The sequence below is a fragment of the Pseudomonas sp. UM16 genome (assembly GCF_050312595.1).
Classification (GTDB): Bacteria; Pseudomonadota; Gammaproteobacteria; order Pseudomonadales; family Pseudomonadaceae; genus Aquipseudomonas.
Map to the genome: position 1 here is coordinate 1 of NZ_JBNPJT010000019.1, position 20,343 is coordinate 20,343.

Here is a 20,343-nt window from a genome sequence, read left to right on the forward strand (position 1 = left end):
ACACCCGGCAGGTCGGCAGGTACTTCCATTTTGCGTGCAGTGTTGCAGTTGGGCAGCAAACGTATGTTGTATTCAGCAACGCAGTATTGGTCAGGGTTGCTCATTGCAGACCCCGCTTGTGCGTGTTGACGAGAAAGTGCACGGCAAGCAGCAGGTTGAACAGCGCCGGGCTATTTTCTGGCGCGAGCTGATGCCGAACGCCACTGTAGGTAGCAGGGTTAGGTCCTTTAACATCTGTACTCCGAGGGAAATGCAGCCCTGTTGCACTGGAAAGAAAATCAAGGCGAGAGCGAACGAAAGCGTGGATTGAATCCGTTGGTATGCGCGCTGTATGCCAGGCGTGATCTGAGTTTGGTGTAGGAATTTGGTTTTTAACGTGTGGGATATTTCGCTTTGTGGGTGCGGTAGCGCGTAGCGGGATCTTCTGCCACGGTGAACTGCAAAGCAGTCGCAGTCTGCGCAAGCCCTCGATAAACTCCGGGCATGAACCTCGACACCCGTATCAAATTTCGCCATCTGCTGTGCTTTCTCGAAATCGCCCGCCAGGGCAGTTTCGCCAAAGCCGCTGATGCCATGGCAATCAGTCAGCCGGCCATTTCCAAAACCCTCAAGGAGCTCGAAGAGCTGCTGCAAACGCGGCTGTTCGAGCGCAATAAGCAAGGGGTCGAGCTGACCCCGGCCGGCGTGCGTTTCATGCGCTACGCCGGGCCCAGCGTGCAGGCGCTGCGTGAGGGTGTGAGCAGTGTGCGCGGCGAAGAGCATGCGCCACCACAGGTGCGCATCGGTGTGCTGTCGACGGTGGAAAGCCTGCTGATGCCAGAGGTGCTCTGCCGTCTGCATCAACGTCATGACGCCCTGGTGGTCAGCGTTGCCACGGGCCCGAGTGCGCACTTGCTGGCGCAACTGCATGTCGGCGACTTGGATTTGGTGATCGGGCGCATGACCGACAGTCCGCAGATTCAGGGCTTGTTGTTCGAGCACCTGTACAGCGAATCGATGTCGTTGGTGGTACGCCCTGGGCATCCTTTGCTCGCCCGTCAGCCCGTTGAGCGCAGTCAGCTCGGGCGCTATCCGCTGGTGCTGCCGTTGGCCGGCACGACCATCCGCAAGCATGCCGACAGCCTGTTCGTGCAATGCGCCATCGAGCAACCGGCGCAGCGCCTGGAAACCCTCTCACCGGCCCTGAGCCGACGTTATGTGCAAAGCAGTGACGCGGTGTGGATCGCGCCCCGTGACGCCGTACGCATTGATCTGGGGCGCGGTGAGTTGTGTGAGTTGAACCTGGGCGTGCAAGAACCGGGCGGTTCAGTGGGCATCTGCAGCAACGCCGCTTTACCGCTGAGTTTGCCCGCGCGTTGGTTGTGCGAGGTGCTGCGCGAAGTGGCCGGGCAGTACCGCGATGGCAGCTATCCATGAAATCTTCATGAACTTACAAACAGCTACAAAACCTGCACGGGGAAGTTGCTCAAGTGCGTTGTCCCGTCAATACTGGCCACTGGCTGCAGCTTTGTATGAAGAACCGTTTACTTGGCTGAACTTATCCGGCTTTTCTTGCTCCTATGCCGGTAGCCATTGGTCGTGGCCGCCTGATAAGCTCGCGGCTTTACTCGATTGCCCTATTGGCGCATGAACAAGGAAATAGCATGAAACAGCATCGGTTGGCGGCTGCGGTTGCCCTGGTTGGTCTGGTCCTGGCGGGTTGCGATTCGCAGACCAGCGTCGAGCTCAAGACTCCGGCACAGAAAGCCTCCTACGGTATTGGCCTGAACATGGGCAAGAGCCTGGCTCAGGAAGGCATGGACGACCTTGATTCAAAAGCTGTTGCTCAAGGCATCGAAGATGCTGTCGGCAAGAAAGAACAGAAAATCAAGGACGAAGAACTGGTCGAAGCCTTTGCAGCCCTGCAAAAGCGCGCTGAAGAGCGCCTGGCCAAGATGAGCGAAGAGTCGGCTGCCGCCGGCAAGAAGTTCCTTGAAGAAAACGGCAAGAAAGCCGGTATCGTCACCACCGCTTCGGGCCTGCAGTACGAAGTGATCAAGAAGGCCGACGGTGCTCAGCCAAAGCCGACTGACGTAGTGACGGTTCACTACGAAGGCAAGTTGATCGACGGCAAGGTCTTCGACAGCTCGGTTGAGCGTGGTAGCCCGATTGACCTGCCGGTCAGCGGCGTGATCCCAGGTTGGGTCGAAGGCCTGCAACTGATGCACGTTGGCGAGAAGTACAAGCTGTACATCCCGTCCGACCTGGCCTACGGCGCCCAGAGCCCGAGCCCGATGATCCCGGCCAACTCGGTTCTGGTTTTCGAACTGGAACTGCTAGGCATCAAGGATCAGGCCAAGCCTGACGCTGACGCCGATACCGCTGCCGAGTAATTCGCTCGCGGTATTTGACAACGCCCCGTCTCGACGGGGCGTTGTCGTTTCTGAAACCGGCTCGAACCCTGCAGGTTAGCAACGGTCTGAAAAGCTGCACCTGATGCAGAAAAGGTGCAGGATAAACAAAACGTTTGCGCGATTGAAACAGGTGTGTAAAAAACGCCCGATTTAAGCCCGGCCCTTGTAGGGCGGGCGCCTTGAGCTCTAAAAGTAGCTCTGTTCACAAGGTTATCCACAATAATTGTGGATAACCTTTCCCTGGTTGGTCCCTGGAGGCTATATGAAAGCACCGTGGAGTTTCGCCCGCTTTCTGCCCCTGGCCGAGCGCCTGCTCAGCCGGGGCCGTCTGCCGGCCCTGATTTTTGCCGTGGCACGCAAAGGGCCACGGCTGGGCAGGTTGCGTGAAGACGTGCGTTTGATGCAGGCCTTGTGCCTGGCCTGGTGGCGTGGCGAATACCGTTCGATCAGCCCCAAAGCACTGGTGACGGTAGTGGCCGGGCTGCTGTATTTCGTCAGCCCCCTGGACGCCATCCCCGACTGGTTGCTGGGCGTGGGCTTTCTCGATGACATCGCGGTGCTGGCCTGGGTGATGAAGGCTGTGTCGAATGAACTGGCTGCCTTCAATACCTGGCGCAACCGTCAGGCACCGGAAAAACTGCGCGTGGTCGAGCGCTTGCCTGCGACCCCTGAAGCCCTGCGATTGGAACAACCCAAAGGCTAATTACATCCGCTCCCTGCACACCCTTGTTGGCTGGTAATATAATTGGCATAAGGATTATGCCTACCGATTACATATCGTAATCCTACAAGGGGGTTGTAATGGGTATTCAGGTCATCAGCCGGGACGGTCAACCCGAGTATGCGGTTGTACCCTGGGAGCAGTACCAGGCACTACTGAAGGCGGCCGGCCAACGTGAGTCAGCTGTCGTCGACAACACACAAACCACCCCTCAAGAAAGCGCCAGCTTGCCGTGTTTCAGCGAGTTGGCGCGTTTGCGTGAAGGCAAGGGGCTGGCGCCAGAGCAGTTGGCGCGTAGCGTTGGCATCAGCCCGGTGTACCTGGCGCTGATTGAAAGTGGTGAGCGCCAGCCGGATGCCGCGATTCGCCGCAGTCTGGCCTGGGAATTGGGTGTCGCAGGCTGGAGCGAGCCGTCGTGAGCAGTGTCAGGATCAGCCGCCAGCACTGGGATGGCTTGCTTGGTGAATTGGACTTGGCCCGCCGCCAACGTCATCTGCTGACCTATCGTGCATTGCTCGAGCGCCTGCAGTTGCCAAGCCCGGCCATGCAGACCCTGACCGCAGCGCTGGAGCATCTGGCGGCGCTCGATGCCCGTGCTGAGCAGCCGCTGCGCAGTTCATTGGTGATCAGCCAAGGCGCCAGCCGTTTGCCACGCACCGGTTTTTTCGAGTGCGTAGAACGTCTGGGGCGGTTTTCCGGGCCGTCGGATGGCATGGCCGCCGCTTCCTGGCATGCATCGGAAGTGGTGCGGGTGTTCGAGTACAGCTACCCGGAAAAAGAAGAGGCCTGAGGCTTATCAGGACTAGGTCGGGCTTAGGGTCGGGGGCTATCCATTCAATGTGGCGATGCTGCTGGCCCCTTCCGCCTTTACGGCGGCCTACTTTTTCTTGGAAAAAGTAGGCAAAACCGCTAGCTCCTGCATACGGCCTGACACGGCCTCGATGCCATCGCCGGCAAGACCAGCACCCAAAACATTTTCCCGGGATTACGTGAAAAACCAAAAAAGGGACTGAGGCCAACGGCGCTCAGTCCCTTTTTTCACGACAGAATGGTGACTGTTTAATGACTCAATAGCGGCACAGTCACATTATTTTGCCATCACCGTTTTACGGGTTGTTTTTCGCCACGGCCGAATTTAGCCCCAGGTAGTCAAGCAAGATTCGCCCGGACTCCGTCAGGTAGGCATCGTCTTCCGGTTTGGTGTCGTCCGGCTCAACCGGCAGGGCGTCTTCGTCTTCCTTTTTCAGTTCCTTGAGCGGCTCTTCGCCCTTTGCCTTGCGTCGGGTGTTTTCCAGTGCCAGTTGCTTGCTTTCAATGTCGGCATGCTGGGCACGGCGTTCGGCTTCATTGAGGCTGACGGTCTTCTCGTTCATCAGCTTCTGGGTCAGCGCCAGGCGGTCGCGGATATACACGAACTCCGGGTCCTTGGCAGTGCGGCTGTCGTGACGCGCCTTGAGCTGGGCCAGGTACGGTTTGAACGGATCAACCGCAGGCTTGATTGCCGGGCGGATGGTGTCCCACGGCATGGCTTCAGGCAGCGCGCTCTCGCCAATTTCCTTGGTGTCGATGATCGACGGGTAGTCGATGTCCGGCAGTACGCCCTGATGCTGGGTGCTCTGCCCGGAGACACGGTAGAACTTGGCCAGGGTCAGCTTCAGTTCGCCATGGTTAAGCGGCTGGATGGTTTGCACGGTGCCTTTGCCGAAGGTCTGGCCGCCAAGGATCAGCGCACGGTGATAGTCCTGCATGGCACCGGCGAAAATCTCCGACGCCGAGGCCGATAGGCGGTTAACCACCAAGGCCAGCGGGCCTTTGTAGAAGGCCCCGGTGTTTTCGTCTTCGAGCACGTCGACACGGCCATCGCTGTTGCGTACCAGCACCGTTGGGCCCTTGTCGATGAACAGGCTGGTCAGTTCAGTGGCTTCCTGCAGGGAACCGCCGCCGTTGTTGCGCAGGTCGATGACCACGCCGTCGACTTTTTCCTTCTGCAGTTCGGTGAGCAGCTTCTTCACGTCGCGGGTAGTGCTCTTGTACTCTGGATCGCCGGCACGGAAGGCCTTGAAGTCCAGGTAGAAGGCGGGGATTTCGATGATGCCAAGCTTGTAGTCGCGGCCATCCTGCTTGAGTTTGAGCACCGATTTTTTCGCCGCCTGCTCTTCAAGCTTCACCGCTTCACGGGTGATCGGCACGATCTTGGTGGTCTGGTCGTTTGGCGCGTTGCTCGCCGGAATCACTTCCAGGCGCACCACCGAGCCCTTCGGCCCGCGGATCAGCTTGACCACTTCATCCAGGCGCCAGCCGATTACGTCGACCATTTCCTTGTCGCCCTGGGCAACACCGATGATCTTGTCGGCCGGGGCCACTTGCTTGGTCTTGGCGGCGGGGCCGGCCGGGACCAGGCGCACGATCTTGACCTGATCGTTGTCGCTTTGCAGGACGGCACCGATACCTTCGAGCGACAGGCTCATGTTGATATCGAAGTTTTCCGCGCTGTCTGGCGACAGGTAGTTGGTGTGCGGGTCGTAGGACTGCGCGAAAGTGTTGATGTAGGTCTGGAAGATGTCTTCGGCGCGGGTTTGGTCCAGGCGCGAGAGCTGGTTCTTGTAGCGCTTGGTCAGCAGTTCCTGGATTGCCTTGGGCTCTTTGCCGGCAATTTTCAGACGCAGCACTTCATCTTTGACACGTTTGCGCCACAGGTCGTCGAGTTCAGCCTGGTTCTTGACCCACGGGGCGTCCTTGCGGTCGACCAGCAGGGTTTCCTTGGTGGTGAAGTCGAAGTTATCGACGCCCTTGTTCAGCTCAGCCAGGGCGAAGTCCAGACGCGATTTGACCCGGTCCAGGTAGCGCTTGTAGATGGTGAAGCCGGGGTCGAGATTGCCGCTTTTGAGGAAATCGTCGAACTGGGTCTTCCACTTGTCGAACTCGGCGATATCGCTGGCCAGGAAATAGCTGCGTGCCGGATCGAGCAGCTTGATGTAGCTGTCGTAGATAATCACCGAGCGCGCATCGTTGAGCGGCGGCTTGCTGTAGTGGTGGCGCTTGAGCAGCTCGACCACGTTGAGGCTGGCGACCACTTCATCGCGATCTGGCTGGAGTTTATCCCAGCTGTTGGCGGCCCATGCATTGCCTGCCAACGGCAGACTGCCCAGGCCGATCAACAGTGCGAGGGTGGTGCTTGGCAAAAAATGCTTCATGCTGATTCGACGTAGGGACAATTGATCACGCATATTAGGCCGTCTTTGAATTCGCCGGTTCCATCAGAACCGGACGCATAATGCAAAAAGCCCGGGGCTACAGCACCCGGGCTCAGTCATGACTCAACTATGGAGGCACTGTGAAGGCATTGCAAGGCGTTGACGGACATGTGGAGTGGGTTGCGACGACAAGTCCAACCTGCGATATCGGTCAAGTACGAATTCGCGTGGCCGCCGCCGGCCTCAATCGTGCCGATCTGCTGCAGCGTGCCGGGCTGTACCCGCCACCGCCGGGGGCCAGCGAATTTCTTGGACTGGAATGCGCCGGGGTGATCACTGAAGTCGGCGCTGGCGCCTCCTGGCAGCTTGGAGACCGGGTCTGCGCACTGCTGGCCGGTGGCGGTATGGCCGAGGACGTGGTGGTTGATGCACGTCATGTGCTGCCGGTGCCGGAAGGCCTGAGCCTGCACGAGGCCGCGGCAATTCCCGAGGTGTACGCCACGGCCTGGCTCAACGTGTTCCAGCTGGCCGGGCTGAAGCCGGGCGAGAAGGTCCTGTTGCATGCTGGCGCCAGTGGCGTGGGTTCGGCGGCGATCCAGCTGTGCAAGGCGTTTGGCAGCCCGTGCTGGGTCAGCGTCGGCTCGGCCGAACGCTTGGCCTACTGTGAAGAACTGGGGGCCAGCGCAGGCGTGGTGCGCGGTGATGACCTCAACGGCTTGAACGACTTTGGGCCCTTCGACGTGATTCTCGACCCGGTCGGGGCCAGTTACGCTGAACTCAACCTCAAGTTGCTCGCCCGTGACGGGCGCTGGGTGATCATCGGCTTGATGGGCGGACGCAAGGCAGAACTGGATCTGGCGCAGGTGCTGGCCAAGCGCGTGCAGGTGATCGGCTCGACGCTGCGCACCCGTGATGATCAGTTCAAGGCAGATCTGCTCAGCGATTTACGCCAGCAGGTCTGGCCGTTGTTCAGCGAAGGCCGACTCAAGCCGCAACTGGCCAAGGCGTTCGCGGTCAAGGATGCCGAAGCTGCATTTGCCGAGCTGGCAAGTAATCAGGTATCGGGCAAGCTGGTGTTGGTGATCGACGACAGCCTGGTTTAACTCACGACTGTAGGAGCGGATGAGTCCGCTCCTACCAAATGGACGGCCCTTCAGGACCAGGAGTGGATCGGCCAGCCGTTCTTCTCGGCATGCTCACGCAGTACCGGATCCGGATTGACCACATGCGGGTAGTCTACTTTCACTAACAGCGGCAGGTCGTTACGCGAGTCGGAATAGAAACTCGCGCCTTCCAGGTTTTCCTCTTCCTGATCCAGCCATTCCAGCAGGCGGGTGATTTTGCCTTCGCGGTAGGTCAGCACACCGGTGGTCTTGCCGCTGTACACGCCATGAGCGACCTCCAGTTCGATGCCAAGTATTTCATCGATGCCCAAGCGCTCGGCAATGGGCCGGACCAAATGTGTGCCGGACGCCGAAATCACCAGAATCCGGTCGCCTGCCTTGCGGTGAGCGGCGATGGTTCGCGTTGCGTCGCTGAAAATGATCGGTTCGATAAAATCTTCCACCCACGGCCCGACCAGATGATCGACTTCTTCCGGTGTCCGCCCGATCAGCGGCTCCAGACTGAAGGCCATATAGTCCTCCATTGCCAAATGCCCCTTGCCATAGGCGTCCATCAGCTCGCGGTCGCGACGCAGGAAAGATTCGCCGTCGACCCAGCCAAGACGGGCCATCTGCTCGCTCCACAGTGAGGCGCAGTCGCCGTGGATCAGGGTTTCATCCAGATCGAAAATCGCTAGTGCCATGTTCAGAAAAACTCCTGTGCAACCCTCAGGCGACTTCGCAGAGGGCGGTGGGATCGATCGACAAGAATACGCGCTGGCCATCGGGGTGCAGATCGGCGGACGAGCGGTTGAGCACATCGACCAGCAATTCTACCCCGCGTGCTTCGATCCGGTAGCGGATCACGTTGCCGAGCAGGCTGTGGCTGCGCACCTGGCCTTCCAGTTCGCCATTGAGGCTCAGGACAATCGCTTCCGGGCGGATCGCCAGACGGCTGTTCACCGGGCGCTGCAGCAAGCGGCTGGCACTGTGGGCGTCGAGCAGGTTGTAGTTGCCGATAAAACCTGCGGCGAATACATCCACAGGTGCGGTGTAGAGCGTTTCGGCATCGCCACTTTGAACAATGCGGCCTTGGTTCATCAGAAAGATACGATCGGACAGGGTCAGCGCCTCTTCCTGGTCATGAGTGACGAAGATGGTGGTCAGGCCCAGCTCGCGCTGGATCTGGCGGATCTGTTCGCGCAGGTGCTTGCGAATCCGGGCATCGAGCGCCGATAACGGTTCATCGAGCAGCAGCAAGCGCGGTCGGGTCACCAGCGAGCGTGCCAGCGCCACCCGCTGGCATTGGCCACCGGATAGCTGATGCGGATAGCGACTGGCGAAGTCTTGCAACTCTACCAGTTGCAACACCTCGCGCACCCGGTTACGGCTGTCATCGGCATTGACCTTTTGCATGCGCAGGCCAAAGGCGACGTTCTGTTCCACGGTCATGTTGGGAAACAGCGCGTAGCTTTGGAACACCATGCCGATGCCACGCTTTTGCGGGCTCAGTGGCACCAGGTCGTTGCCGTCGAGGAGAATCTTGCCGCTGTCGACCGCCGTCAGGCCGGCGATGCAGCGCAGCAGGGTGGACTTGCCACAGCCGGAGGGCCCGAGCAGGGTGACGAATTCGCCGCGCTGGATTTCGCAGTTGATGTCATTGAACACCGCGCTGGCGCCATAGCTCTTTTGCAGATTCTGTACGCTGACAAAGCTCATATCAGGACTTGTCCTTGTTCAGGCGGTTAGCTGCCCACGTCAGCACCAGCACGAAGAAAAAATAGGAAATCACCAGGGCACTGTTGAAGTGGCCACTGCTGTTGCGCATGTTGTTCAGGTACACCTGCAGGGTTTCGTAGCGGGTGCCGACCAGCAGGTTGGCGAACACGAATTCGCCGAACAGGAATGAAAACGACAGCAGTAAGGCCACCAGCAAGCCCTTGCGCAGGTTCGGCAAGACCACCAGAAATGCAGCCTGGAAGGTACTGGCGCCGAGCAGTTGGGCCGCGTCCATCAGGTCGCGCAGGTTGATGGCCTGCAGGTTGTTGGTAATCGCCCGGTACATGAACGGCAGGGCCACGGTGAAGTAGCAGCCGATCAGGATCCACGGTGTGCCGACCATGGCCATCGGGCCCGAGCCATACAGTTGCAGCAGCCCCACCGACGACACCACCGGTGGCACGGCAAAGGGCAGCAGAATCAGAATGTTCATCAGCGCGTCGAGCCGCGGAAAGTGGTAGTGGACCACGAACAGCAACGGCAAGATCAGCAGCACGGCCAGTATCAAGGCGCCGGCGCACACCAGCAGGGACTGGCCGAACGCGGCGAGAAAACGTGGATCGCTCCACAGCGCCAGGTACCACTTGAAGGTCAGGCCGCTGGGCAACAGGCTCGCTGACCAACTGGTAGCTAATGAATAGAGGAGGGTGCCGGCCAGCGGCAGCAACAGAATGATGAACAGCAAATAAACCACCAGGCGATGGTAGAGGCTGCTGGTGCCGGGTTCAGCGCGCGACATGGTAGCTCCTCTTCAGCAGCCATTGATGGACCACGGTCACCAGGCTCATCAGCCCCACCAGGATCATTGCCAGGGCGCTGGCCAGGTTCGGGTCCAGGGAAATGTCGCCGGCTACCAGCGCTGCGATACGGATTGGCAGGACGTTGAAGTTGCCGGTGGTCAAGGCATAGACCGTGGCATAGGCGCCCAGGGCGTTGGCCAGCAGGATCACAAAGGTGCCCAGCAGCGCCGGCGTCAGTACTGGCAGGCCGATCAGGCGCCAGTATTGCCAGGCGTTGGCGCCGAGCAGTTCGGCCGATTCGCGCCAGTCTTCGCGCAAGGCGTCGAAGGCCGGGTAGAGCAGCAATACGCCCAAGGGAATCTGGAAATAGGTGTAGAGAATGATCAGCCCGGTTTTCGAATAGAGGTTGAAGTCTTCGATGATCCCGGCCTGTTTCAGCAGCAGGGTCAAGGCTCCGTTGAAGCCGAGCAGAATGATGAAGGCGAAGGCCAGCGGCACCCCGGAAAAGTTGCTGGTCATGTTGGCGAAGGCGTTGACGAAGTCACGCAGGCGCGAGTCGACCTTGCGCAGCGAATAGCTGCCGAGAATGGCGATCAGCAGGCCGAACACACTTGACCAGAAGCTGATCTCCAGGCTGTGCTGAATCGCCTGGCGGTAGAATCTGGAGCTGAACACCTTGCTGAAGTTGGTCAGGCCCCAACCGCTTTCCGCCTGGAGGCTATGGATCGCCACCCAGGCCAGCGGCGCGAGCTGGAAAATGATGAAAAACACGGCAAACGGTAGCAGGCACAAGGCTGCCAGCCAGCGGTTGCGTTTGATCGAGTTCACTTGAGCAGCTCCCGACACACTGGCTTGTCATGGGCCACACCAAGCAGCTCGCAGATTGTTCCGCACAAATCGGTTTGCAGCGGCTTGGCGGCAGGGTCGAGGCTGAAGGCGTCACCAAACACGAACAGCGGCACCTCGCGTTCTTCGGCCAACAGGCCGTTGTGCGAGCGGTCGTTGTTCATGCCGTGGTCGGCGGTGACCAGCACCTGGTAACCCTCTTGCAGCCAGGTCTGCAGGTAGTCGGCCAGGAGGATGTCGGCGCTGCGGGCGCTGTTGCGGTACTGGCTGCTGTCCAGACCGTGGCGGTGACCGGCATCATCGATGTTCATCGGATGCACCAGCAGAAAGTTCGGCGCGTGACGACGGCGCAGGTACTCGGCGTCGGCGAACAAGTGCGAGTCCGGGTAGTGGTCGGCGTAGTAGAACAGGCCATGCTGGATCGGAAGCTTGGGCGCATGGGTGTGACGGTCGCGCAGCGGGTCGAAGGGCGAGCGGTTGTACAGTTCGCTGACCCAATGGTAGGCCGCTGCCGCCGTGCCCAGGCCAGCTTCACGGGCATAGTGGAAGATGCTGCGCTGAGTGGACAGGCGGGTGACGTTGTTATGGACGATACCGCTGTCGATAGGGGGGACACCGGTGAGGATGCATTCGTACAGTGGCCGCGACAGCGCGGGCAGTTCACATTCCAGGCGGTACAAGGCGGCGCGGTCGGCTTCGACATAGGCATGCAGGTGGCCCATGGCGTGGTAGGCGACTTGATGGTTGAGGCCGTCGAGCAGGACCAGGATGACGTTGTGGTTCATGGGTACTCCGGATTAGCTGGTAACCGCTTCGCCGGCAAGGACGGTTCCCACAATCTCTGTAGGAGCCGGCCTTGCCGGCGAATAAGGGCGACAAGGTTTCCCTGACTGCCTGAAGCCTTACTCCATCTCGATAATCACTTGCTCCTGCCACATCTGCGGCAGCTGCTTGGAGGTCGCTTCCCAGGCCGCAGCATCCTTGATCGGTTGCACCGCTTTGTATTGTTCGTTTGGCAGCAGCTTGGCCTGAACATCCGCGGGCAGCTTCAAATGCTCGGCACGAATCGGCCGGGCGTGGCCAATCGCCAGGTTGGTCTGCCCGGCATCGCTGAAGATGTACTCACGGGTCAGCTTGGCCGCGTTGGGGTTCTTGGCGTACTTGTTGATAATGGTGGTGTAGCCGGAAATCACCGAGCCGTCCGACGGGATCAGCACTTCAAAACGATTCGGGTCGATCTGCTGACGGTAGCTCAGGCCGTTGAAGTCCCAGACCACGCCGACTTCAATCTCGCCTTTTTCCAGGGTCTGGATGGTCGGGTTGGCCAGTGACAGGCGTTTTTGCTGGGCCAGTTTGGTGAACAACTGCAAGCCTGGTTCGATGTTCTTTTCATCGCCCTTGTAGGCGATGGCGGCAGCCAGTACGCCGTTGGCAGCCTGGGCGGCAGTACCGACGTCGCCAATGGCGACCTTGTATTTGCCTTTCTCCAGGTCATGCCAGGTTTTCGGCATGTCCGCTTCTTTGACCAACTGCTTGTTGATGATGAAGGCAATCGAGCCGGTATAGGCCAGTGCCCAGTGACCGTCTTTGTCTTTGGCCCAGGTCGGGATCTGCTCCCAGGTGCTTGGTTTGTAGGGCTGGGTCACACCTTTGGCCACGGCGATGGGGCCGAAGGCGGCGCCGACGTCACCGATGTCGGCGCTGGCGTTGTCTTTTTCGGCATCGAACTTGGCCACTTCCTGCGCCGAGCTCATGTCGGTGTCCATGTGTTTGAGGCCGTATTTTTTCGCCAGGTCTTCCCAGGTGCCTTTCCAGTTGGCCCAGGCATCAGGCATGCCCACGCTGTTGACGGCACCTTCCTTGCGGGCGGCGTCCTCGAGGGCTTTGAGGTCGGTGTCGGCGGCCATCGCCGACGTGCATAGGGCGATGGTCGAGCCTAGCAGTGAGGCCAGAAAAAACTGTTTCATCCGAAGCTCCTTGGGTGGGTGCCTTGCAAACGCGAAGTGTTGTTGGACGTCGTTGCGATTCGGTTGGTCTAGGTCAGCAATACCCGAGCCAAGGTAGGTTGGTAGCATGACAATTTGATGTCGATGCCGGTCCCCGGCCACGGTCTGTGCCCCTGAAAATCAAGCGTAGACCAGGTTGGCTGTCATCTGGCGTTCATCTGTGTTGCCTAGGCTTGCACTATTCTCATAGCCCTGAAGGCGCCAATTGTGCGCGCCGCCGGTGCTGGACTAGTCCAGATAGGTAACCTTTGATGCCGCCACTGCCACCGCGAGCAGTAACAGCTATCTGTCATGCCCTGCAGGAACAAATCGAGCATGGCCTGCTCTCGCCCGGCTGCAAGTTGCCGGCCGAGCGCAAGTTGAGCGAGGTGTTCGACACCACGCGCATCACCTTGCGCGAGGCCCTGGTGCAACTGGAGGCACGTGGGCTGATTTACCGCGAGGAGCGGCGCGGCTGGTTCGTGGCGCCCGAGCGTTTGACTTACGACTTGATCGAGCGCAGCCATTTTCATGCGATGGTCCGCGCCCAGGGTCGGGAAGCCTCTACCGCGCTGTTGTCGGCGCGGCTGCAGCCGGCTGCGGCAAGCGTCTGCGCGCGCTTGCAACTGCCGGCGCTATCGAGCGTGATCCAGGTCTGTCGCTTGCGCAGGATCGATGGGCGGGCGGTGCTGTATGCCGAGCACTATCTGAACCCCGAGTATTTCCCCGGCATTCTTGAGCACGATTTGAGTCAGTCGCTGACCGAGCTTTATCAGCGCCACTATGCGATTGGCTATGGCCGCGTGCGCTTCGAGATCCTGCCCACGGCGTTACCGGTGGCCGCCGCCCTGGCGCTGAAAGTCTCCGCCGGCAGCCCAGGCCTGCACATCACCCGGGTCAACAGCGACCAGCAGGGTCGGCTGATCGACTGTGACCTTGAGTATTGGCGTCACGATGCGATCCGCATCAAGGCCGAGGCTGGTTAGGTTTTGCCCTCGGCTTCGCTGAACGGCGTGCCGGCGCCAGCGGTAATCACCTGGACGCTCAGGCGTGGGGTTGCCAGGTCCAGGCCGGCTTCGTCAAGCTGACGCTTGAGGGCCAGGTTGAACGCCCGCGACACTTCCCACTGGCGAATCGGCGCGGTCTTGAAGCGCGCACGCAGGATCGCCGAGCCCGACTCGAAGCTTTCCACCCCTTGCAGTTCCAGCGGCGACCAGATAATCCGGCGCATCAACGGGTCGTTGCGCAGCTTCTGACCGACATCGCGGATAAGGGTAATGGCCTGGTCGATGTTCATGCTGTGCGGGATCGCCACGCGAAAAATCGCGTAGCCAAACTCGCGCGAGTAGTTCTTGATGCTCTTGATTTCACTGAACGGGATGGTGTGGACGATGCCGTCAATATCGCGCAGGCGCACGGTGCGGATGGTCAGGCCTTCGACCGTGCCCAGGTGGCCGCCGACATCGACATAGTCATCGATGGCCAGCGAGTCTTCGATAATGATGAACAGGCCGGTGATCAGGTCGGCCACCAGCGACTGAGCGCCGAAACCGATGGCCAGGCCGATCACCCCGGCACCGGCCAGCAGGGGGGTGACGTTCATGCCCATGTTGGCCAGGGCAACGATCACCGCAATGATGAAAATCGCCACGAACAGCACGTTGCGGATCAGCGGCATCATGGTCTGCGCGCGGGTGTTGGCCAGGCCTTTGCGCGAGCGGGTGAGAGCATGGTGCACAGCCGTGTCGGCGAGAATCCACACCAGCCAGGCGGCAATCAGGGTGCCGGCCAGGCCGAGCAAGCGCACGGCCACTTCATGGCCTTCGCCTTCGGCAAAGCCGATCAGGGAAAAGCCCCAGACGCGCAGGCCCAACTCGATGAACAGCAGCCAGATCCCCATGTGCACCAGGGTGTAGGCGAAGTTGCGCAGGCGTTCGCCATACACTGCATGACGGCGGTTGGCGCGTTGCGGTTTGAGGCCTTGGCGGCGCACCAGGCCATTGATGACCATGCACAGGATCAACAGCACTGTGCACATCAGCGACTGGCGCAGGGCGGTGCTAGTGTCACCAGCGGAGATAAAGGTGGCGATCAGCGAGATCGCTACCAGTACCAAGGCTGGCAAGTACCAGAAGGTGCCGAGAATTTCGATGGTGTCGCTCAAAGCCCGGCGGGTCAGGCGTCGAGACAGCGGCTGGTTGCGGATCAAGTGGGCGATGGGCCGACGGAAACGCAGGATGAACAAGCCGGTGGACAGCCCGGCGAGGATATTGGCCAGGGTTGCCAGGGTATGGGCCAGATGATCGCCGAGGGCGCTGGCCATACGCGGGTCGTTCATGGCCTCGCCGAAGGCGGCGAAGCTGCCGATCAGCCACAACGGCCGGAACGCCTGGTGCCGAAGAATATGCAGGGCGCGATGGCGGTGTGGGCCGTCGAGCAGCGAAAAAGCAATGACACAGATCGCCGAGAAGCAGGTGCCGACCACCAAGGCATAAGCCAGGACCATGGCCATCGACTTGCCCAGTGACGAGGGCAGGGCAAAGCTCAGGTACACGGTGATCACCAGCGCCACCAGCCACGGCCCGAGTTTGCGCAAGGCGAAACGCACCAGGTCCCAGGTGCGTGGATGCTGTGGCAATTCCTCACTCAGGCCAAAGCGCAGCCGCACCTGATGGCTCACCCAGTTCAAGGCGTAGGCCAGCAAGCTCCATAGGGCGATGATGGCGGCAAAACCGAACAGGATCGGCGGCCACTCCTGCAGCGGCACCAGGCGGGCATTGAGTTCGATCTGTGCTAACTCAAGTTCGCGGCCCCAGCGCGTGAGTGGGCTGGCTTCGCCACTGAACTGCTTTTCCAGCTCGGCGAAGGTGCTGCCAATCAAGCCCAGCACCCCTTGCTCGGCAGGGGGTTGTGCCTGTTTGGTGCTGTCGCGCAGCTTTTTCAGGTCGGCCAACAGTTTGCTGCGTTGCTGGTCGTTTTCCAGGGTTTTGATCACTTCGTCTAGCGACTGGCCCAGCGGCTCCGTGGCCTCGGGCTGGGCCTTGCTGCCGCCGAGCAGGCTCGGCAAACCGGCGGCGTGGGCCGGGGCCAAAGTAAACAACGTCAGGAACAGCGCTAAAACACGGAAAAAGGCAGGCACCGGACAATCAACCTCAAAACGATCAATCGCCCGAGTGTAGTGTATTTGTCAGTTGAGTTTCTCGAGGATCTTCCAGCACATGATGCCAATCATTCCGAGGGTGCCGATCCACATCATGAACACGCCGATATTACGATCGCGCATGTTGAAACCTACGGTCAGCAGGATCAGCCCGGCGATGACGGGAAGGAACAGGGATTGAAAAGCTGACATGCGGCAAGGTCCTTGGATTCGAGTTTATCCGGCAAGCATAGCGGGTATGGCTTTGAGGGGGGGTGATTGAGGTCAGTAGAGCGGCTCATGCAGGAGCGGTTGAATCCGCCCCTGCATGAGTCTTGTTAAGGCAAGTCGCGACTGCGGTAGAATGCGGTCAGCACCTTGACCAGATGCGCCAGGTCTTCGCTGCCGCACAGCTCACGGATCGAATGCATGGCAAAGGTCGGCAGGCCGATATCGACCGTGCGCACCCCCAGGTGGCTGGCGGTGATTGGGCCAATGGTCGAGCCGCAACCCATGTCGCTGCGCACCACGAAGCTTTGCACTGGCACTTCTTCGGCCATGCACAGGTGGCGGAAGAAGCCGGCGGTCTCGCTGTTGGTGGCGTAGCGCTGGTTGTTGTTGACCTTGATCACCGGCCCGGCATTGAGCTTGGGACCATGGTTGGCGTCATGTTTTTCAGCGTAGTTGGGGTGCACGCCATGGGCGTTATCGGCCGAGACCAGCAGCGAACGCTGGATCGCACGGACGAAGTCGTCACCATCCGGCAGCAGGCGGCGCAGGGTCTGTTCCAGCATCGGGCCGTCGGCGCCGCAGGCTGAGCAGGAGCCGACTTCTTCGTGGTCGTTGCACACCAGCACACAGGTTTCGTCACTGTCGGCGTTGAGTAATGCTTGCAGGCCGGCATAGCAGGACAGCAGATTGTCCAGGCGTGCACCGGCGATGAACTCACCGTGCAGGCCGATCAGGGCGGCGCTCTGGGTGTCGTAGAAGCTCAACTCGTAATCCAGCACCACATCGGCGTTCAGGCCATGCTCCCGGGCCAGTTGGTCGGTGAGCAGGGCGCGGAAGTCAACGCGCTCGTCGCCGGCGACTTGCGCCAGGATCGGTGGTAGTTCGGTCTGCGGATTGATCGCCCAACCTTCATTGGCGGTGCGGTTGAGATGGATCGCCAGGTTAGGGATGACGGCGATTGGCAGTTTGAAGTCGACCAGTTGGCTTTCAACCTTGCCATCACGACGGAAGGTTACTCGGCCGGCCAGTGACAGGTCGCGGTCGAACCACGGCGCAAGCAGGGCGCCGCCGTAGACTTCCACACCGAGCTGCCAGAAACCGTGGCGCTGCAGCTCCGGTTGCGGCTTGACCCGCAGGCATGGGCTGTCGGTATGGGCGCCGACCAGGCGAATGCCGTCGAGCAGCGGCGAATGGCGGCCGAGCTTGAAGGCGATGATCGAGGAGTCGTTGCGGGTCAGGTAGTAGCGACCGCCGGCCACCGTGGCCCAGCTGTCGCGTTCGTCCAGGCGCTGATAACCGGCGGCTTCCAGGCGTTGGGCCAGCGCAGCGGTGGCGTGGAACGGCGTAGGGGAGGCCTTGAGAAAGTCGATCAGGCCTTGATTCAGTGCATCTCGCATAGGTCACTCCAGACAGCAGTGGCGGCATTTTAGCGGGTGAGCTGCACGCTGCAAGCTGCAAGAGGCGGTGCAGCTCGGTGCAGGTGACTGCTTGAAGCTTGTAGCTTGTGGCTTGCCGCTGGCGCCGTCAAAACGGCGCCGGGCACTCGAAGCGCAGGCGCTCACCGGAAACCGGGTGGGTAAAGCTGAGCATGCTCGCATGCAGACACAGGCGCTCGTGAGCAGCGAGGGCTTCAGGGTAGGCGTACAGCCGGTCACCCAGCAGCGGATGACGCATCGACAACATGTGCACGCGCAATTGGTGCGAACGCCCGGTAATCGGCGTCAATTCCACCCGGCAATGATCGCCGCAGCGTTCGAGGATGCGCCAGAAGGTCAGGGCATGCTTGCCCTGCTCATGGTCGACCACATGACGCGGCTTGGTCGGCGGATCGTAACGCAGGGGCAGGTCGATGCTGCCGCTGTCGAGTTCCGGTTGGCCCCAGCACAAGGCGGTGTAGGCTTTCTCGGTCTCGCGGTCATGGAACTGGCGGGACAGCTCGCGGTGACTGTCGGCATTGCGGGCCAGGAGGATGATCCCGGAGGTTTCCCAATCCAGTCGATGGACGATCAACGCATCGGGATAGCCGTTTTCCTGCAGGCGGGTGATCAGGCAATCCTTGTTGTCGTCGGCGCGCCCTGGCACCGACAACAGCAGGGTCGGCTTGTTGATCACCAGGATGGCGTCATCTTCGAAGAGGACGTGAACATTGGACAGCGGCATTACGTGTTCTCTGCAAACGCCAACGGCGACGGTCGAACCCGGACTGTAAAGCCCAGGCCCGGCCGTCGCCGTGGCAGGTTACCCGTAGAAGCCGATCAACGATCGGGCAGGGTGATGTTGAGTTCCAGGATCGAGCAGCTGCCCTGGTCTTCCAGAGCGACATGCACATCATCGGAGCCGATGTTGACGTACTTGCGGATCACCTCCACCAGTTCCTTCTGCAGGGCTGGCAAGTAGTCCGGAGTACTACGTTGGCCGCGTTCGTGCGCCACGATGATCTGTAGACGCTCTTTCGCGACCGACGCGGTGCTTACTTTTTTGCTGGCACGAAAGAAGTCAAAAAGGTTCATTGGTTAGTTGCCTCCAAACAGGCGCTCGAAGAATCCCTTCTTCTTCACATCAAGGAACCGATGTTCCACATTTTTACCCAACAGGCGGTCAACGGTATCGCTGTAGGCCTGGCCAGCGTCGCTCTGGTCGTCGAGAATCACCGGTACGCCCTGGTTGGATGCCTTGAGCACCGCCTGGGATTCCGGGATCACGCCGAGCAGGGCAACCGAGAGAATTTCCTTGACGTCTTCGACGCCAAGCATTTCGCCCTGGCTCACGCGCTCTGGATGATAGCGGGTGATCAGCAGGTGTTCTTTGATCGGATCTTCGTTACGCTCGGCGCGGCGCGATTTGCTGGCCAACAGGCCGAGCATGCGGTCCGAGTCACGTACCGAGGACACTTCCGGGTTGGTCACGACAATCGCTTCGTCGGCGAAGTACATCGCCAGGTGGGCACCTTTCTCGATACCGGCCGGGGAGTCGCAGACCACGTACTCGAAGTCTTCCTTGAGCTGCATCAGGACCTTTTCCACGCCTTCCTGGGTCAGCGCGTCCTTGTCACGGGTCTGGCTGGCAGCCAGTACGTAGAGGTTCTCAAGGCGCTTGTCCTTGATCAGGGCCTGCTGCAGGTTGGCTTCGCCGTTGACGACGTTGACGAAGTCGTACACTACGCGGCGTTCGCAGCCCATGATCAGGTCGAGGTTACGCAGGCCGACGTCGAAGTCGACGATGACTGTCTTGTGACCGCGCAGTGCGAGGCCGGTACCAATAGCGGCGCTGGTGGTGGTCTTACCCACACCACCCTTGCCGGATGTAACCACGAGAATCTTGGCCAAGGTGTATCACCCCTAAAGAAAAAGGACGTTGAGTCCCAAAAAATACTAAAAACGGCAACGTCGAAAAAAGTTGCGCGGAAAATGGCGGCAAGTATCCGTTAAAGACGGGTGATGTTCAACACGTCACCAGACAGGCTGATCTGCACGCCGGTCCCCCACAGCGGATCACGGCGCAGGTCCTCGGAGACCTTGTACTGGCCGGCGATCGAGACCATCTCGGCGGTCAGCTGCTGGCAGAAGATGCGCGCCCGGGTATTGCCCTTGATCCCGGCCAGCGCCCGTCCACGCATGGCACCGTACACATGGATGTTGCCATCGGCGAGAAGTTCCGCGCCGGGGCTGACCGATGACACTACGACCAGGTCGCCACCTTGGGCGTAGATTTGCTGGCCACCGCGTACTGGCGTGGTGATGATCTTGGTCGGGCGGATGCTTGGCTCAGGCGCTGGCGCCGGAGGCGGCGCAGGTTCTGGCTTCTTCACCTCAGGCTCAGGTTCGACCGGCCGCTCGCGTGCGCCGGACGGCGGCAGCACGGGCAGGTCGATGGCGATGGCGGCGGCGATGTCTTCGATACGGCTGGCACGAATGGCCAGGGTGCGCAGGCCATGATGGCGGCAGACGCGCATCAGCCCAGGCAGATCGATTGGACCTTCACCTGGCGGCAGTTTGTCCAGGGCCAGCACCAGCGGCGTGTTGCTGAAAAAATTTGGCGCCTGGGCAACTTTGGCGGCCAACTGCCGGTCGAGGCCTTCGAGGTTGTTCCGGGCAAGCTCAAGCACGGTAATGGCGAGCATGCTGCCCTTGAGCTGGAACACGGGATCTTGGTCTGGCGATTGGGTTTGGCTCATGGTCTGCATTGGGCGGCTTGTTACGAAAAAGTGCCCAG

The 20,343-nt window shown here is 60.3% G+C and carries 21 protein-coding genes; 7 read left to right on the forward strand and 14 right to left on the reverse strand.

The genetic code is table 11. From position 1 onward, the window contains the following. Positions 1-483 precede the first annotated feature (483 nt). The 5 genes from pcaQ to ACQRAX_RS20905 all read left to right on the forward strand — a co-directional run bounded on the left by pcaQ (position 484) and on the right by ACQRAX_RS20905 (position 3,904). The gene (pcaQ, locus tag ACQRAX_RS20885) at positions 484-1,416 is read left to right on the forward strand and encodes a pca operon transcription factor PcaQ (RefSeq protein WP_412041231.1); all 933 of its coding nucleotides are present in this window, start codon (positions 484-486) and stop codon (positions 1,414-1,416) included. 227 nt (positions 1,417-1,643) lie between these two features. After that, positions 1,644-2,372, forward strand: a complete 729-nt coding sequence (locus ACQRAX_RS20890) for an FKBP-type peptidyl-prolyl cis-trans isomerase (protein ID WP_412041230.1) — start codon at positions 1,644-1,646, stop codon at positions 2,370-2,372. 283 nt (positions 2,373-2,655) lie between these two features. Continuing rightward, positions 2,656-3,096, forward strand: a complete 441-nt coding sequence (locus ACQRAX_RS20895) for a YkvA family protein (RefSeq protein ID WP_412041229.1) — start codon at positions 2,656-2,658, stop codon at positions 3,094-3,096. 98 nt (positions 3,097-3,194) lie between these two features. Beyond that, positions 3,195-3,533: a helix-turn-helix domain-containing protein gene (locus ACQRAX_RS20900; protein WP_412041228.1), complete on the forward strand. Its 339-nt coding sequence runs from the start codon at positions 3,195-3,197 to the stop codon at positions 3,531-3,533. Beyond that, positions 3,530-3,904: a hypothetical protein gene (locus ACQRAX_RS20905; protein WP_412041227.1), complete on the forward strand. Its 375-nt coding sequence runs from the start codon at positions 3,530-3,532 to the stop codon at positions 3,902-3,904. Before ACQRAX_RS20900 ends, ACQRAX_RS20905 begins: the two co-directional genes overlap by 4 nt. A 316-nt stretch (positions 3,905-4,220) precedes the next feature. Here the strand turns inward: ACQRAX_RS20905 and ACQRAX_RS20910 are convergent, their stop codons facing one another. After that, complete coding sequence (locus ACQRAX_RS20910) at positions 4,221-6,308, reverse strand: carboxy terminal-processing peptidase (protein ID WP_412041226.1); 2,088 nt, start codon at positions 6,306-6,308, stop codon at positions 4,221-4,223. A gap of 140 nt (positions 6,309-6,448) precedes the next feature. Here ACQRAX_RS20910 and ACQRAX_RS20915 point away from each other — a divergent pair, with 140 nt between their 5' ends. Beyond that, positions 6,449-7,411, forward strand: coding sequence for an NAD(P)H-quinone oxidoreductase (locus ACQRAX_RS20915; RefSeq protein WP_412041225.1), 963 nt, complete (start codon positions 6,449-6,451; stop codon positions 7,409-7,411). A 50-nt stretch (positions 7,412-7,461) separates the two neighbouring features. On the opposite strand, the gene ACQRAX_RS20920 is transcribed toward ACQRAX_RS20915, so the two are convergent. The 6 genes from ACQRAX_RS20920 to ACQRAX_RS20945 all read right to left on the reverse strand — a co-directional run bounded on the left by ACQRAX_RS20920 (position 7,462) and on the right by ACQRAX_RS20945 (position 12,743). Continuing rightward, complete coding sequence (locus tag ACQRAX_RS20920; RefSeq protein ID WP_412041224.1) at positions 7,462-8,115, reverse strand: HAD family hydrolase; 654 nt, start codon at positions 8,113-8,115, stop codon at positions 7,462-7,464. Positions 8,116-8,140: 25 nt separating this feature from the next. Then, positions 8,141-9,130 carry an ABC transporter ATP-binding protein gene (locus ACQRAX_RS20925; protein WP_412041223.1) on the reverse strand — a complete coding sequence of 330 codons (990 nt, stop codon included), beginning with the start codon at positions 9,128-9,130 and terminating at the stop codon, positions 8,141-8,143. Between the two features lies 1 nt (position 9,131). Further along, positions 9,132-9,929, reverse strand: coding sequence for an ABC transporter permease (locus tag ACQRAX_RS20930; RefSeq protein ID WP_412041222.1), 798 nt, complete (start codon positions 9,927-9,929; stop codon positions 9,132-9,134). Continuing rightward, the gene (locus ACQRAX_RS20935) at positions 9,916-10,749 is read right to left on the reverse strand and encodes an ABC transporter permease (RefSeq protein WP_412041236.1); all 834 of its coding nucleotides are present in this window, start codon (positions 10,747-10,749) and stop codon (positions 9,916-9,918) included. Before ACQRAX_RS20935 ends, ACQRAX_RS20930 begins: the two co-directional genes overlap by 14 nt. 5 nt (positions 10,750-10,754) lie before the next feature. Continuing rightward, a complete protein-coding gene (locus ACQRAX_RS20940; RefSeq protein WP_412041221.1) occupies positions 10,755-11,561 on the reverse strand; it encodes an alkaline phosphatase family protein in 807 nt (268 codons plus the stop codon). A 117-nt stretch (positions 11,562-11,678) separates the two neighbouring features. Continuing rightward, positions 11,679-12,743 (reverse strand): ABC transporter substrate-binding protein, encoded by a 1,065-nt coding sequence (locus ACQRAX_RS20945; protein WP_412041220.1) that lies wholly within the window; start codon positions 12,741-12,743, stop codon positions 11,679-11,681. Between the two features lie 290 nt (positions 12,744-13,033). Here ACQRAX_RS20945 and ACQRAX_RS20950 point away from each other — a divergent pair, with 290 nt between their 5' ends. Continuing rightward, positions 13,034-13,747, forward strand: coding sequence for a UTRA domain-containing protein (locus ACQRAX_RS20950; RefSeq protein WP_412041219.1), 714 nt, complete (start codon positions 13,034-13,036; stop codon positions 13,745-13,747). On the opposite strand, the gene ACQRAX_RS20955 is transcribed toward ACQRAX_RS20950, so the two are convergent. The 7 genes from ACQRAX_RS20955 to minC all read right to left on the reverse strand — a co-directional run bounded on the left by ACQRAX_RS20955 (position 13,744) and on the right by minC (position 20,314). Next, positions 13,744-15,900, reverse strand: coding sequence for a mechanosensitive ion channel family protein (locus ACQRAX_RS20955; RefSeq protein ID WP_412041218.1), 2,157 nt, complete (start codon positions 15,898-15,900; stop codon positions 13,744-13,746). The two genes, ACQRAX_RS20950 and ACQRAX_RS20955, sit on opposite strands and share 4 nt — an antisense overlap. A gap of 48 nt (positions 15,901-15,948) precedes the next feature. Then, positions 15,949-16,113 (reverse strand): hypothetical protein, encoded by a 165-nt coding sequence (locus ACQRAX_RS20960; protein ID WP_167332108.1) that lies wholly within the window; start codon positions 16,111-16,113, stop codon positions 15,949-15,951. A gap of 125 nt (positions 16,114-16,238) precedes the next feature. Continuing rightward, on the reverse strand, positions 16,239-17,528 hold the full coding sequence (locus ACQRAX_RS20965; RefSeq protein WP_412041217.1) for a M18 family aminopeptidase: 1,290 nt from the start codon (positions 17,526-17,528) through the stop codon (positions 16,239-16,241). A gap of 127 nt (positions 17,529-17,655) precedes the next feature. Beyond that, positions 17,656-18,291, reverse strand: coding sequence for an RluA family pseudouridine synthase (locus ACQRAX_RS20970; RefSeq protein WP_412041216.1), 636 nt, complete (start codon positions 18,289-18,291; stop codon positions 17,656-17,658). A 95-nt stretch (positions 18,292-18,386) separates the two neighbouring features. Beyond that, positions 18,387-18,641, reverse strand: coding sequence for a cell division topological specificity factor MinE (minE, locus tag ACQRAX_RS20975; protein WP_045180146.1), 255 nt, complete (start codon positions 18,639-18,641; stop codon positions 18,387-18,389). Positions 18,642-18,644: 3 nt separating this feature from the next. Beyond that, positions 18,645-19,457 (reverse strand): septum site-determining protein MinD, encoded by an 813-nt coding sequence (minD, locus tag ACQRAX_RS20980; RefSeq protein ID WP_045195453.1) that lies wholly within the window; start codon positions 19,455-19,457, stop codon positions 18,645-18,647. A 98-nt stretch (positions 19,458-19,555) separates the two neighbouring features. Next, positions 19,556-20,314, reverse strand: a complete 759-nt coding sequence (minC, locus tag ACQRAX_RS20985; RefSeq protein ID WP_412041215.1) for a septum site-determining protein MinC — start codon at positions 20,312-20,314, stop codon at positions 19,556-19,558. Between the last annotated feature and the right edge of the window lie 29 nt (positions 20,315-20,343).